The sequence below is a fragment of the Streptomyces sp. HmicA12 genome (assembly GCF_000373565.1).
In the GTDB taxonomy this organism is placed as follows: Bacteria; Actinomycetota; Actinomycetes; order Streptomycetales; family Streptomycetaceae; genus Streptomyces.
Genome location: NZ_KB891798.1, coordinates 329,108 through 343,265 on the forward strand (window position 1 = coordinate 329,108; position 14,158 = coordinate 343,265).

A 14,158-nucleotide genomic window follows, 5' to 3' on the forward strand; every position below is an offset into this window, starting at 1 on the left:
GGGGTGGACCCTCGACGACGATCTCCGCTAAGTTAGGTGAGGCTTACCTAATGGAGGTTCGGGATGGGTGTCCGACAGATCGCTACCGCTGTGCCCACCACGGCGGCCCGCGCGCGGTCCGTGCTCGCCGCCGCGTGGACGTGCGGTGTCACCACCGATGTGGGGCAGGACGACCTCGTCGGCGCGCACCGCGTCGCCGCCGAGGACGGAACGGTACGGATCAGTCCGCCCGCCGAGAGCGTGCTCGCCGCGGCCGTGCTGTGCGCGCCGCACGGACGGCCCACGACGCTCCTGGAGTTCGCCGACGTCGCGCCCGTCCCGGTACGTGATCGCGTGCGGGCCCGGGTCTGGCTCTCGGGCGAACTCGTCCCGGACGGCCCGGGAGGCACGGAACTGGTGCTGCGCCCCGAGCGGGCCGTGCTGCAGACCCGTACCGAACGGATCTGCGTCGACCTCGACGAACTCGCCGCGACCGCGCCCGACCCGCTGGCCCTCGCCGAGCCCCGCCTGCTCACCCATCTCGCCGAGGCGCACCCCGAGGCCGTCGAGCAGCTCACCCTGCTCATCGCGCCCGACAGTCTGCACGGCGTCGTCCGGGTCCAGCCCCTCGCCGTCGACCGGCACGGTCTGACGCTGCGTCTGGAGCGCGCCCGCGGTCAGGCCGACGTGCGCATCCCGTTCCACAGCCCCGCCGACGACCTGGCCTCCCTCACCGAGCGCATGCACTGCCTGCTCGCGTCGGCGCAGGCGGTCACCCGCCGCCGGAGGTGATCGGCTCACGGCGCGTCGCCTCGGGCCCGCGCGCCTGCTTCGGCCTGCGGAACGCCCACTCCATCCGCGGCTCGACGACGTAGCGGAACACGCGTCGTACCGGATGCGTGCACAGCAGTGTGATCAGGGTGACGGCGGCGGCCGTGACCGCCAGCTCACCCGCCGGGCCGTGCAGCCACGCGTGGTCGTACCAGTCCCCGAACCGGGAGGCCTTGATGACGAAGCCGTGCAGCAGGTACGCGTAGACGGTCCCGGTGCCGAGCGCCGTGAACCACAGGGTGCGCCCCGGCACCCACGCCAGGAAGCACGCCGTGAGCACCAGCGCGAGGACGAACAGGGCGGGCGTCGCCCACAGCCCCTCCCACGCGGGCACACCGCGCCCCACCACACTGCCGCGGTGGTAGAACCAGCCCGCGTCGAACCAGGGCGCCACCGCGTACGCGGCCACCACGGCCCCGAGCACGACCGGCACCGCCGCCAGCCGGATCCGCCACCTGCGCAGCCACGAGAAGTGCTCGGGCCGGGCCACCAGACCGACCACGAAGAACGGCAGGAACTGCAGCACCCGTTGGAGCGCCAGGTCGCCGCCCGCGCCCGGCCACATCGACACGGCCGTGCCCACGGCCAGCGCGACCGGCACGGGGTGGCGCAGCTGGAGCCACAGCGGCGTGGTGAGCCGCCAGATGAACAGCGCGGCCAGGAACCACATCAGGTACCAGGGATCCAGCAGGCTGATCGGATAGCCCGGATCGTCCTGCGCCCAGCGGTAGAAGAGCGTGTACGCCACCTCGAAGACGACGTACGGCACCACCACACCGGTCAGCAGCCGCTTCAGCCGCCCGGGCGCCATGTCGAAACTGCGCGAGAAGTACCCCGACACCAGGGCGAACGCCGGCATGTGGAAGGCGTAGACGGTGAGATACACCGCGGTGACCGCGCGGGATCCGTAGGTCAGCGGTTCCCAGGCGTGCCCGCAGGCGACGAGCACGATCGTCAGGTACTTCACGTTGTCGAAGTACGCCTCGCGCGCCTTGCCCCCGCCGCCCGTGGTGGCCTGTGCCGCCTGCTGTCGCATCCTGCCGCCGCGCCCCTTCTCGTACGTGCGTCAGGTACCGCCTGACCCACGACGACCGTTCCATGACTCGGGCACGCGACACAAACACCGCAGGCCCCCGGCGACACGGGGGGAGCGTCGCCGGGGGCCTGGCGTGGGGGAGTCTGTGACTCCGCGGGATCAGACGGCCGTGTAGGCGCCGTCGACCAGGTGGTAGCTGCCCGCGATGAACGAGGCGCGGTCGGAGAGCAGGAACACGATCAGCTCCGCGACCTCCTCGGACTGGCCGAGGCGGCCCGCCGGGTGCAGCGAGACGAGCCCGTCGTAGGCGGCCTTGTCCATCTCCTTGAGCAGCGGCGTGTCGATGAAGCCCGGGCCGACCGCGTTGACGCGGATGCCCTTGGCCGAGTACTCCGCCGCGGCGGTCTTCGTCAGGCCCACGACACCGTGCTTCGCGGCGACATAGGCGGGCGATCCCGCGAAGCCGACCGAGCCGAGGATCGAGGCGACGTTCACGATCGCGCCACCCGTGGCCGCGGCCTCGATGACGGGCAGCTCGTAGCGCATCGAGTAGAAGACGCCGTCGAGGTTCGTGCGGATCACACGGTCGTACGCGTCGATGTCGTACGCGCCCGTGGGCGTGCTGGGACCGCCGATACCGGCGTTGTTCACGGCGAGGTCGAGCCCGCCGAACGTGTCGACGGCGAACTGGACGGCGGCCTCGACGGAGGCGGGCTTCGTCACGTCGAGGGCGACGGCGGCGGCCTTGATGCCCTCGGAGACGAGGGTCTCGGCGGCCTCCTTGGCGCCCTGCTCGTTGAAGTCGGCGATGACGACGTTCGCGCCGCCGCGGCCCAGACGGCGGGCGGTCGCCAGACCGATGCCGGAGGCGGAACCGGTGACGAGGGCGGTCTTCCCGGCGAACTCGGCTGCGTAGTCGGTCACGGGGGCGACGGGGGTGGTGCTCATGGTGCGTGTCACTCTCTGATTGCGGTGTCGGAGGTCGCCGCCGATCGGGCGGCCTCCCCGATGAGGGCGTCGTAGGCCCGCGCCACCAGCTCGGCGAGGTCTTCGGCGTCCGTGCCGCCGCGCGCCCAGGTGCGCAGGGCCGCGGTCAGCACGCCGGCGGCGGCCCCGACCACGACCTCGGGGCGCAGGTCCCGGGCGGGGTCGGTGCCGAGCCGGTCGGCGATGATGCGCACGGACTCGTCCTGGGCGTCGACCCGGATGCGTTCGTACGCGGCGAACAGGGCGGGCTCGCGGTCCACGGCGGCGTACAGCAGGCGCTGTTCCGGCCGGTGGTGCCAGCTGGATGTCTCCCGGTCGGAGAGCCACTCGGCGACGGCCCCGCGGTAGGCGAGCAGCGGGGGCTCGTCGGCGGGGCGCTCGCGCAGCGCGGCGTTGATCCGGTCGCCGTCGGTGCGGGTGAAGTCGAGCGCCGCGTCCTCCTTGCCGGAGAAGTGCCGGCTGAAGGTGCGGCGCGTGACGTCGGCGCGCTCGGCGATCGCCTCCACGGTCACGTCCGCGAGGCCCTTCTCGAGCACCAGCGCGACGGCCGCCTCGGCGAGCGCCTCACGGGTGCGCCGTGCCTTGATCTGCCGCCGGTCCGCGGTGGGCCGGGTGGGCTCGTTCGCCTTCATGCCTTCGAGAGTACACCTGTTGTGTCCCGATGGGACATGAGTCTCGGTGGGACATTTCTCGGAAGGGTTCAGCCGTGCCAGTGCCCGTGCAGGGCGGCCGTCGTGAATCCGGGCCCGTAGGCGACCATCGTGCCGCGGGCGCCCGGGGCCGGGGGCTCCGCGTGGGTCCGCTCGAGCACGCGAAGCACGCTGACTCCGCCGAGGTTTCCCTCTTCGGCGAGGGTGTCCGTCGAGTGCCGGGCGTCGGGGGCGGCGAGGCCGAGCAGGTCCACGGTGTCCGTGATGATGCGGGGACTGCCCGGGTGGATCAGGGCGAAGTCGGTGTGCCGGTCGCCCAGCCATGCTCGGAGGTCGGGGATCACCTGGGCCGAGGCGGCACGCCCAGCCTTCGTGGCGTCGAAGTGCAGACCGTCCTCGGTGATCCGGCCTGCCAGGTGGCCCGCGCTGCCGGGCAGGGTGTGCTCGAAGGAGTCCTCGAACGCGAAGCCCGGGCCGAGGGGCTCGTCGGTGACGACGACGGCGCCCGCCGAGTCGCCGAACAGAGCTTTGTAGATCATCGAGTCGATGCCGGTGTCGTTGTGGTGGTACACGGCGGAGATGACCTCGGCGGCGACCACCAGCACCTTGCTGCCGGGGCGGGCGGCCAGTATGTCCCCCGCGGCGGCGAGCGACTTGGTGCCACCTGTGCACGCGAGCGTGGTCTGGGCGATGCGGCGGGTGGTGGGGCGAAGGCCGAGGGCGTTGATCAGGTGGACGTCGAGATTGGGCGCGGCCCAGCCGGTGGAGTGCGTGGTGACGATCGCGTCGATGTCGCGGGCGTCGAGTCCCGCCGCCCGCAGTGCCGACTCGGCTGCGTGCTGGGCGAGTTGGGCGGCGTCGGCGAAGGCGGTTGTGGCGCGCTCCGCGATCCCCGCGTCCCCGGCCACGGTCGGCGACGCGAGAGGACGGGTGAAATACCTGGCCCGGACGCCGCATCCGAGCACGGCGCGTACGGCCGCGGCGAGTCGTGGGTGGCCCTGGTGATGGGTGCGTATGTCGTCCGCTATCTCGTCGGTGGTCACCTTGTGGGCGCCCAGGGTGGTCCGAGGCATGGAGACGTAAGCAGGCATGTGGTGGCTCCCACGAGGCTCAAGGGGTGGGTGTGGGGGGCCAGTTCAACCTACGTCACCGAAAATGGCTGTTGAAGGGCCGGACGAAGGTCAGCCTGCCTGCAGAGCGGGCCTGCGAGGGTGTGCGCGTTTCACGCCGGGGTGGAACACGAGGATCATCAGGCGTGAGCCCGGAGTGGTGAGGGGCTGGGCGGCGCACATGGTGGCCCAGCCGGGTCCCAGCCGTGCGTGCCGCAGAGGGCGTTCGTCACCGTCGGGGTGGATGACCGAGCCGCCTGCCTCGTAGATCGGCGCCGCCTCCGGGTCGGCGAGCACTTCCTTCTCGATCTGCCGCAGCGTGTCGTCGTCGGGCCGCGCGGCGAGGGCCGACCGCAGTTGGGGGAGCAGCAGAGGGGCCCATGCGGTGGACCAGTCCATGAGCATGTAGCGCGCGTGCGGGTCGAGAACCATCCAGCGCATCGTGTTCTGCGGGGGCCGGAGGTCCGGAAAGAGCTCGACGAAGGCTCCGTTGCAGGCGAGCAGGTCCCAGGAGGCGTCGGACACGTAGGCGATGTGGTTGATCCCGTCGACTGCCTCCTGCCATACGCCGGGGATCTCCTTGCCCGACGACAGGTACAGCGGGCCCGGCGGATCCTGCAGGAGCGCGTACCGGCACAGCAGTACCCACTCCTGCTCGTTCAGCCCGAACAGGCGGGCCACGTCGCGGAGCAGCTCTGCGGGCGGATTCGGGTAACTCCCCGACTCCAGCCGGTGATACGTGCCGAGCGTCCGGTGCAGGAGTTGGTCGACCTGGTGCTGGGAGAGGCCGGGGGCGCGCCTGCCCTGGCCCGTGGGGCGGCTGAAGCCGTGGGACTCGGGGGCTATGAGGGCGCGCCGTTCACGGAGCAGGGCGCGGAGCGCCTTCTTGTTCATGTGGGTAATCCCTCTTCGTACACGCCGAGTTGAGCGTCAGCAGTCTAAATACTCCCATCACCTTTGGTAATAAACATTGCCCGAAGAAAACGATCAGACGGTCCGTCATGATGGAGTGCGCGGGGCTTACCACCTGGCGGTTTCATCGTCCGTGCGTACATGCGCACGGCGAAGCGGCACCTGTGTCGGGTCGATCGAAAATGGCCGAAATTTCCCGGTGGAGGGTAACCCACGAGCCTCTGGGCCGATTGAGGAAGAGTGAGCTGGACCGGGCCACGTATTTAGTTGGATGTGGCCGGAAAATGCGTTGCATGACGCACGTCTCGCGCTCTTCGTCACCGGTACCGGAGGTCACTGGCTGCGGTCGGTGCCGTCACTCGCCATTACGTAGCGGCCACGGCACCGGCCGCGCCCGGTCTGCGCCCCTCAGCCGTGACACCCCGGCTGTCACTCCTCCGTCTTGAGGACCCCGCGCACGTAGTCCTCCGCCGCCGCGTCGAGGCCGATGTCGTGCTGCGCGCGCTCGGACAGGTACCAGCGGTGTTCCAGGAGCTCGTGGTACAGCTCCGCCGCGTCCATGGGGGTGGGGACACGGTCGCGCACCGCCCGGACCGTCGGCCGGAACACGTCACGCACCCAGCGGTGCGCCAGGACCTCGGGGCGGGCGCCGGGGGCGTCGTCCTGGGTGGCCATCCAGCTCTCCAGGTCGTTGAGGAGACGCCGCGCCTGGTTCTCCTCCGCGTCCAGTCCGGTCAGGCGCAGGAGTTGACGCTGATGGTGGCCCGCGTCGACGACCTTGGGGACGAACGTGACCTCGTCGCCGCGCGGGGAGCGGGAGATCTGCATCTCGGCCACGTCGAAACCGAGGTCGTTCAGGCGCCGGATGCGGCGCTCCATGTAGTGGTGCTTGCCCGCCGGGTACACCGAGGTGCGGGTCAGCTCGCTCCACAGGTTGGTGTAGCGCTGCTCGATCTCCGTACCGAACTCGATCGGGTCGATGGAGGGGTGCAGCGCGCCCGACGCCTCCAGGTCCAGCATCTCGCCGCTGATGTTCACGCGGGCCAGCTCGATGTCGTACTCCCGCTGGCCCTGGCTGAGCTTCGGGTGCAGCTCGCCCGTCTCGGCGTCCACGAGGTACGCGGCGAACGCGCCCGCGTCGCGGCGGAACAGGGTGTTGGACAGCGAGCAGTCGCCCCATGCGAAACCGGCGAGGTGCAGGCGGACCAGGAGCACGGCGAGGGCGTCCATCAGGCGGTGGACCGTGGACGGGCGCATCGTCGTCTCGAACATCGAGCGGTACGGCTGCGAACCGCCCAGGTGCCGGGTGATCAGGACCGGTTCGAGCGGCGAGCCGTCCGGTTGTTCGCGGCCGGTGACGACGGCCAGGGGGTCCACCGCGGGTATGCCGATCCGGTCCAGGACGCGCAGCATCTCGTACTCGCGCAGCGCCGGACGCTCGGCGAGCTCCTTCACGGCGACGACCTCGTCACCGGCGCGCGCGTAGCGCACCACGTGCCGGGAGATGCCGCGCGGCAGCGGCACCAAGTGCTCCTCGGGCCACTCCTCCAAGGGGATGTGCCAGGGCAGGGCGAGCAGGAGCACCGGGTGCTCGGGGTTGGTGGCGCTGATCTCGAGCGGCATGGGCACAGCGTATGCGGCCGGCCGAGGCAGGCGGGGCGCGGTGTTCTAAGCGATGGCGGTGGTGCGGCGCCGGACCTACGCTGCCGATCATGCTGCCTCGCGTGGACACCGACGAAGCCTGGAACCGGGTGGTGCCGGACGACGCCCTGCTGCGGCCCGGCGTGCTCGACCTGTGCGGCAGACTCGGGTTGCCCGGAGCCGAACCGGTGCGGTTCACCGAGGGCAGCCAGCCGGTGTACGCGGTCGGCGACGCGCACGTGCTCAAGCTCTTTCCCGCCCAGGCGGCCGACGACGGGGTGCGCGAGGCCCGGGTGCTCGGCCACCTGAACGGGCAACTGCCCGTGGAGACACCGGAGTTGCTGGCCTCGGGGACGTATGAGGACGGCTGGTGGTACGTCCTCATGTCCCGGCTTCCCGGGCGGGATCTCGCCGTCGCCTGGCCCGACCTGTCGACCGCCGAGCAGGACCGCATCGTCGACGCGGCGGGCCGGGCGCTCGCCGCGCTGCACGCCCTCGATCCGGAGCCGCTCGCCGGTGATCTGGGGCCCGCCGACTGGGGTGCCTTCGTCGCCGCGCAGCGCGCCGGGGCCGTTCGGCGGCAGCGCGAGCGCGGTCTCGATGAGCGGTGGTGCGCGCTGATCGACGGGTTCCTCGACGCGGCGACCCCGGTGCGGAGATCCCCACAGGTGCTGCTGCACACGGAGTTCATGCGCCAGCACCTGCTCGTCGCCTCCGACGGCGCGGGCCGGACCCGGCTGAGCGGGCTGCTCGACTTCGAACCCGCGATGGCCGGTGACGCGGACTACGACTTCGTGGGCGTCGGACTGTTCGTGACGCGCGCCGACCCGCGGCTCATGGCGCGCTTCGCGAAGGCGTACGGCCGCACCGTCGACCCGCGTACCGCGATGGCGTACACACTCCTGCACGTGTACAGCAATCTCCCCTGGTACCTGCGGGAGCTGCCGCCGCCCGCCGGTGTGACGGACTTCGCGTCACTCGCCGAGGCCTGGTTCGGCGCCGGCTGACGGGAGGGACCGTTCGGCCGCCGACAGGATCTCCGTGAGACGCAGGCCGAACCGCGCGTCGCACGGGGCCGGGGTCCCCGTGCGCGCCGATTCCAGGAGTACGTCGACCGCGGCGGCCAGGGACTCCTGCGCGTCTCCGCGGCCCGTCGGCAGCGTCGACACCCCTGCCGTTCCCCGCAGTTCGACGGCGACACCGGCCGCGTCCGGGGGAGTGGTCAGGCTCAGCGTCGCCGTGCTCGACGCGCCGGAGTCGTGCCGCAGCAGCAGGTGCACGGTGTCGCCGGCGCCGCGCCCGGCCGTCACCGACGTCACGTCCCCGAGGACCGGCAGCAGCACCGACAGGGCGTGCGGGCCCACGTCCCACAAGGCGCCCCGCTCCGCCCGCCACGGCGTCGTGGCCCGGACGTCCGCGTCGTCGCCGGGCGTGTACAACGCTCCGTACCAGTCGGCGCGACCCGTGAACCAGCCGTCCACGGCGGCCTGTTCGGCGATCCAGGCCGCCGAGGCGGGCGCGTAGCGCATCGTGCAGAACACCACGGAGGCCACCCCGGCGGCATCGACGGCCTCGACCACCGCGCGCGCCGCCACCGGCTCCGTCGCGAGCGGCTTGTCGAGCAGCAGGTGGCAGCCCGCGGCGGCGGCCCTTGCTGCGAGCGGCGCCTGGACGTCCGGGGGCACGGCGAACGCCACCGCGTCGCACGCCGCGAACAGCGCGTCGAGACCGCCGGGGCCGTCGTACGCCGTCGTCGCGTGCGTGGCCGCGAGTTCGGCGGCCGCCTGCGGGCGGCGCCCCCAGACGCCGACGAGTTCCGTGTGCTTGTGGTGCCGCAGGGTCGGGGCGTAGGTCCGCCGCGCCCAGGGTCCTGTGCCGACAAGTCCGAAGCGAAGGCTGTCCGTCGAGGTCATGGTCGGCAGTATCACCCGGCGGCGCCGGGACCGCGCGGGGCAGGGGCGGCGACAGTCGGGCGGCCCTTGGTGAATACTGATTCACCTACCGGGTGAATGGGCATTCACCCGAACCGTCCGCCCGGCGCCGCACCCTCCGTGCCGAGCCCGCGCACCCCGCAGGAGACCCATGGACCACGTCCCGATACCGACGCTGCCCGAAGAGACCGCACCGCCGCGGCTGCGCGAACGGCTCACCATCCCGGTCCTCGCCTTCGGCGGCATCCTCATGGCCGTCATGCAGACCGTCGTCGTCCCGCTCCTGCCCGACCTGCCCCGGCTGACCGGCGCGTCCCCCGCCGCCGTCTCCTGGATGGTCACCGCCACCCTGCTCGCGGGCGCCGTCCTGACCCCCGTGCTCGGCCGGGCCGGCGACATGTACGGCAAGCGGCGCGTCCTGCTCATCGCGCTGGCCCTGATGACCGGCGGCTCCGTGCTGTGCGCGCTGACCTCGGACATCCGCGTCCTCATCGCCGCCCGCGCGCTCCAGGGCGCCGCGGCGGCTGTCGTACCGCTGTCGATCAGCATCCTGCGCGACGAACTCCCGCCCCACCGCACCGGCTCCGCCGTCGCCCTGATGAGTTCGACGGTCGGCATCGGCGCGGGGCTCGGACTCCCGCTCGCCGCGCTCATCGTCCAGTACGCCAACTGGCACGTGATGTTCTGGGCGACCGCCGCGCTCGGCGCCCTCGGCCTCGCCGCCGCCTGGTGGGCGGTGCGCGAATCGCCCGTGCGCAACCCCGGACGCTTCGACGTCCTCGGCACGATCGGCCTCGCCACCGGACTCGTCTGCCTGCTGCTCGGCGTCTCGCAGGGCGGGCAGTGGGGCTGGGGCAGTGCCCGCGTCGTCGGCCTGTTCGCGGGCGCCGTCCTGGTTCTCGCCCTGTGGTCGTGGCAGCAACTGCGGGCCGCGAGCCCCTTGGTGGACCTGCGGCTCGCCGTCGGCCGCAGGGTCGGTCTGCCGCACGTCGCGGCACTGATCACCGGATTCGCGTTCTACGCCAATTCCCTCGTCACCGCACAGCTCGTGCAGGCCCCGGTGGAGACGGGCTACGGCCTCGGTCTGTCCATCGTCGCGACCGGCCTGTGCATGCTGCCCAGCGGCGTCATCATGCTGCTCTTCTCACCGGTGTCGGCCCGCATCTCGGCGGCCCGCGGCCCGCGCATCACCCTCGCCATCGGCGGCGTCGTCCTCGCCCTCGGCTACGCGATCCGCATCGTCGACAGCACCGACCTGTGGGTGATCCTGGTCGGCGCCGCCGTCGTCTCGACCGGTACGACCCTCGCGTACTCCGCGCTGCCCACGCTGATCCTGCGCGCCGTCCCGTCCGGCGCGACGGCCTCCGCGAACGGCGTCAACGTCCTGATGCGCACCATCGGGCAGTCCGTCTCCAGCGCCGCCGTCGCGGCGATCCTGGTCCACCACACCGCCCGTGTGGGCGGGGTGGCCGTACCCACGTTGCACGGCTATCAGCTCGCCTTCACGATGGCGGGTACGGTCGCACTGGTGGCTGCCGCCGTCGCGCTCGCCGTGCCGTCCGACCGGGCGGGGGAGAGCGTCGCAGCGGGTGCGGTGGCCCCGGTGGCCACGGCGAAGGGAGCATGAGGCGATGACCACGGCGCAGCCCGCCGTCCGGCGCGACGCCGAGGCGAGCAAGGCCGCCATCGTGAAGGCCGCCCGGTACCTGCTGGCCCGGCACGCGCACGGCGACATCACGCTCAAGGCCGTCGCGGAACGGGCCGGAGTCAGCCCGCCGCTGATCCTCAAGTACTTCGGCAACAAGGACGCCCTGTTCGCGGGCGTCATGAACTTCGAGGCCGACGTGGACGCCCTGCTCGACGCGCCGCTGGAGGACCTGGGCCGGCACATGGTGCGCTCCGTGGTGACCGGCCAGGCCGAGCGCGGCGCCGACCCGATCCTGCGCATCGTCTTCGCCCCGCTCCACGGCGAACAGGGCGACATCCTGCGCGCCAACTTCCGCACCCAGGTCAGCGAACGCCTGGCGGCACGCCTGTCCGGCGCTGACGCCGTTCTGCGCGCGGAACTCGCCGTCTCCATGCTGCTGGGCCTCGGCGTCATGTACGGCATCGCCCGCGGCTCGCAGGTGCGGGCCGCGGACACGGAGGATGTCGTGGAGCGCTACGCCCCCGCGGTTCAGGCACAACTGATCGCCGAAGGGGCGCGATCAGCCCCGGCTCAGCCGCACTGAACGCGCAGGGGCTCCCCGAAGACCACGACGGACTCGAAGCCGTCGGCCCACGTCACCTTCAACTCGCCCTCGGTGGCGACGACTTCGGTGACGGCGTCGACGAGCGGCACCTCCGGCTCGGTCGCCCCCAGCGAGGCCAGCGCCACGAACACCGCCGTCCCCTCGACATCGGCCGAAAGGCGCGGCACCCGCACCCACGCCTCGTACGCGGTCCCCTGAGGTGCCCGGACCTCGTCGCGCTCCGCCCAGCCGTGGAGTCCGACCAGCTCCGAGCTCAGCGCTTCGGTCGCCCACCCGGTGAGCGACACCCGGGCCCCGTGCGGCGCCCCCACGACCCGGTGTACGCGCAGCTCTCGCGCGCCGCGCGCCACGGTGACGCTCTCCACGCGCAGGCCCGGCACCATCGGCGGCCCCGACGTGAACACGGGCCGGTGCCAGGACGCCGCCCAGCCCCACCCGTCGCCGTGCCCGGCGCCGAGCGGATGAATGCGGCGCCGCACGCTTCCGGCGCCGCCGACCTCGACGGACAGGTGGTTGTCGGAGACGTTCGTGAGCGCGGTCGGGCCGGTGTGCGTGGAGTACGCCTGACGGCCGTAGTGCGCGTCGTCCTGCGCCGCGAACTCGCCCTCGTGCGGCCTGACATGGTCACTGCCGTGATTGTGCAGGCGCACGATCCCGTCCGCCCGCGTCGACTGCACGAGCAGGCCCGGCGCGGGCAGCGCGAGGACCCGGTCGGGGCCCTCGCTCGGCGCCGGCTCCTCGGGGGCCGTCCACAACGGGTCGCCCTCCGGGGCGAGCAGCGCCACGAAGCCCTTCGACGCCCAGTACGGAGAGGCCGGGCCCGAGTAGTTCTGCAGCGTGGCCTCGTGCGGGCCGTGCCAGCCGAGGCTCAGCAGCCCGTCGCCCGTGATCGCGCCGCGCTCCAGGAAGTAGCGCAGATTCCCGCTGATGAGACGGCGCGAAGCCCCCGGCGACAGCGGTGTGTGACCGGTGACCGCGCCGACCCCGACCGCCGCCGACGCGGCGAAGCGGTAGGAGAGCGAGCGCCCGAAGTGGACCGGCGCCCCGTCGCCGCCGAAGAGCAGGGAGAAGCCCTCCAGGTGCTCACGCAGGCGCGGGCCGAAGCGGGCCGACAGCGCCGTGTCGCCCGACAGGTGTGCGTGCAGCATCGGGTACAGGTGCAGCGCCCAGCCGTTGTAGTGGTCGAAGGCGCGGCCGTCGCCGTCCGCGTACCAGCCGTCGCCCCGGTACCAGGTCTCCATCAGCTCGAGCGCGCGGTCCATGGCGCGGGTCGTCGCCGCGTCGCCGCGGCCGACCTCCTCCAGGAAGGACGCCACCATGAAGGGGAACAGGTACCAGTTGTTCGGCGCCGGCGTGTGGTTGATCGCGCCACGCAGCCACTTCTCCGCCCGGTCCTGTACGTCGCCGTCGAGCCGGTCCCACAGCCAGGGCCGGGTCAGTTTCAGGCCGAGCGCCACGGACGCGGACTCCACCATCGGCTGGCCCTGCACGTGGTGGTCGAGGATCAGCGGCCACGACTCGGCATCGTCCCGGCCCGGCGTGCGGGTGCCCGCGGTCAGACCCCCCGCGTACCGCTCCAGCAGGCCGTGCGGGTCCTTGCCGTCGGCGCCCGCGACCCGGAAACCGGCCGCCAGGAACGTCCGCGCGTACCCTTCGAGCCCGTCCGAGCGGACCCCGGAACCGGAGGGCCGGCCCGGCAGGTCCAGGAAGGCGCCCTCGGGTGACGCCCAGCGCCAGGCGGCACCGAGAAGCCCGTCGGCGACGGCCTCCCAATGGGCGCGGGTGTACCCGGTGTACGGGCTCAACTCCCGGTTTTCGTCAGGCATTTCGAACGGGATCGTCATGCGAGGAACGCCAGCCTTTCGCGTCGTACCGGATGGGCGAAACCGTCGCCCGCGGCCCACCGGGCCACCTCGCCGACGGCCGTGTCGGCCAGCCGCTCCCATTCGTTGCCCTGGGAACCGGCGAGGTGCGGGGTGATGAGTGCGTCCGGGCACTCCCACAGCGGGTGGTCGGCGGGCAGCACCTCGGGGACCGTCACGTCGAGGACGGCCCGGACGCGGCCCGCGCACACCGCGTCGGTCAGCGCGTCCTGGTCGACGACGGCGCCGCGCGCCGTGTTGATCAGGGTCGCCCCCGGGCGCAGGGAGTCGATCAGCGCGCGACTCACGAGCCCGCGGGTGGCCGGCAACAGTGGCGTGTGCACGCTCAACACGTCGGCGCGGGCGAAGAGTTCGGGCAGCTTCACCCACTCCACCCCCAGCGCGGCGGCCTCGGCCTCGGAGACGTACGGATCGTGCAGGAGCACCTCGAAGTCGAACGGCTTCAGGAGCTCGATGACGCGGCGGCCGACCAGCGACGCGGAGAGAAGGCCCACCGTGCGCCGGTAGTTGCCCACCTCGCCCGTGGTGAGCAGCCAGTTGCCGCGCTCGCGGGTGCGGCCGAAGTCATGGGCGCGCTCCAGGACGCTCTTCCCGTACAGCAGGATCATCGCGAGGGTGTACTCGGCGACCGGCAGTGCGTTCGCCGCGGCCGCCGACGACACCGCGATGCCCCGCTCCCAGCAGGCGTCGGTGACGTGCCCGCGCACCGAACCGGCCGCGTGCACGACCGCCCTGAGCCGGGGCGCCGCCGCGAGGACGTCCTCGTCGAGCTTCGGGCACCCCCAGCCGGTGACGAGGACCTCGACGTCGGCGAGGACCTCCTTCGCCCGTTCGGTCGTCAGGTCGTCCAGGGTCGGCAGGGGCGCCAGGTCGCAGACCTCGGTGAGCGCGGCCAGGGACCGCGGCGAGAAGACTGCCGCCGCGGCATGGGGGGACATGGCCAGCGC

At 72.4% G+C, this 14,158-nt stretch carries 13 protein-coding genes; 4 read left to right on the top strand and 9 right to left on the bottom strand.

Annotated elements, in window-relative coordinates:
• Positions 1 to 63 precede the first annotated feature (63 nt).
• On the top strand, positions 64 to 771 hold the full coding sequence (locus B072_RS0105315) for a DUF2470 domain-containing protein (RefSeq protein WP_026245474.1): 708 nt from the start codon (positions 64 to 66) through the stop codon (positions 769 to 771).
• On the opposite strand, the gene B072_RS0105320 is transcribed toward B072_RS0105315, so the two are convergent.
• The 6 genes from B072_RS0105320 to B072_RS0105345 all read right to left on the bottom strand — a co-directional run bounded on the left by B072_RS0105320 (position 752) and on the right by B072_RS0105345 (position 7,127).
• Positions 752 to 1,846, bottom strand: a complete 1,095-nt coding sequence (locus B072_RS0105320) for an acyltransferase family protein (RefSeq protein ID WP_018528899.1) — start codon at positions 1,844 to 1,846, stop codon at positions 752 to 754. The two genes, B072_RS0105315 and B072_RS0105320, sit on opposite strands and share 20 nt — an antisense overlap.
• A gap of 159 nt (positions 1,847 to 2,005) precedes the next feature.
• A complete protein-coding gene (locus B072_RS0105325) occupies positions 2,006 to 2,794 on the bottom strand; it encodes an SDR family NAD(P)-dependent oxidoreductase (protein WP_018528900.1) in 789 nt (262 codons plus the stop codon).
• Between the two features lie 8 nt (positions 2,795 to 2,802).
• Entirely contained in the window at positions 2,803 to 3,465 is a 663-nt protein-coding gene (locus tag B072_RS0105330) for a TetR/AcrR family transcriptional regulator (protein WP_018528901.1), read from the bottom strand.
• A gap of 68 nt (positions 3,466 to 3,533) precedes the next feature.
• Positions 3,534 to 4,574: a polyketide synthase gene (locus tag B072_RS0105335; RefSeq protein ID WP_026245475.1), complete on the bottom strand. Its 1,041-nt coding sequence runs from the start codon at positions 4,572 to 4,574 to the stop codon at positions 3,534 to 3,536.
• Positions 4,575 to 4,664: 90 nt separating this feature from the next.
• On the bottom strand, positions 4,665 to 5,486 hold the full coding sequence (locus B072_RS0105340) for a helix-turn-helix domain-containing protein (protein ID WP_018528903.1): 822 nt from the start codon (positions 5,484 to 5,486) through the stop codon (positions 4,665 to 4,667).
• Between the two features lie 447 nt (positions 5,487 to 5,933).
• The gene (locus B072_RS0105345; protein WP_018528904.1) at positions 5,934 to 7,127 is read right to left on the bottom strand and encodes a DUF4032 domain-containing protein; all 1,194 of its coding nucleotides are present in this window, start codon (positions 7,125 to 7,127) and stop codon (positions 5,934 to 5,936) included.
• 89 nt (positions 7,128 to 7,216) lie between these two features.
• On the opposite strand from B072_RS0105345, the gene B072_RS0105350 reads away from it, so the two are divergent.
• Positions 7,217 to 8,152: a phosphotransferase family protein gene (locus tag B072_RS0105350; protein ID WP_026245476.1), complete on the top strand. Its 936-nt coding sequence runs from the start codon at positions 7,217 to 7,219 to the stop codon at positions 8,150 to 8,152.
• Here B072_RS0105350 and B072_RS0105355 read toward each other — a convergent pair.
• Positions 8,120 to 9,058 (bottom strand): Gfo/Idh/MocA family protein, encoded by a 939-nt coding sequence (locus B072_RS0105355; RefSeq protein ID WP_018528906.1) that lies wholly within the window; start codon positions 9,056 to 9,058, stop codon positions 8,120 to 8,122. The genes B072_RS0105350 and B072_RS0105355 overlap by 33 nt on opposite strands.
• A gap of 169 nt (positions 9,059 to 9,227) precedes the next feature.
• On the opposite strand from B072_RS0105355, the gene B072_RS0105360 reads away from it, so the two are divergent.
• A complete protein-coding gene (locus tag B072_RS0105360) occupies positions 9,228 to 10,703 on the top strand; it encodes an MFS transporter (RefSeq protein ID WP_018528907.1) in 1,476 nt (491 codons plus the stop codon).
• A 4-nt stretch (positions 10,704 to 10,707) separates the two neighbouring features.
• On the top strand, positions 10,708 to 11,307 hold the full coding sequence (locus tag B072_RS0105365; protein ID WP_018528908.1) for a TetR family transcriptional regulator: 600 nt from the start codon (positions 10,708 to 10,710) through the stop codon (positions 11,305 to 11,307).
• Here the strand turns inward: B072_RS0105365 and B072_RS0105370 are convergent.
• Both B072_RS0105370 and B072_RS0105375 read right to left on the bottom strand, forming a co-directional pair.
• Positions 11,295 to 13,172 (bottom strand): DUF2264 domain-containing protein, encoded by a 1,878-nt coding sequence (locus B072_RS0105370; RefSeq protein WP_018528909.1) that lies wholly within the window; start codon positions 13,170 to 13,172, stop codon positions 11,295 to 11,297. The genes B072_RS0105365 and B072_RS0105370 overlap by 13 nt on opposite strands.
• A complete protein-coding gene (locus tag B072_RS0105375) occupies positions 13,169 to 14,149 on the bottom strand; it encodes a hydroxyacid dehydrogenase (RefSeq protein ID WP_051127107.1) in 981 nt (326 codons plus the stop codon). Before B072_RS0105375 ends, B072_RS0105370 begins: the two co-directional genes overlap by 4 nt.
• Positions 14,150 to 14,158 lie beyond the last annotated feature (9 nt).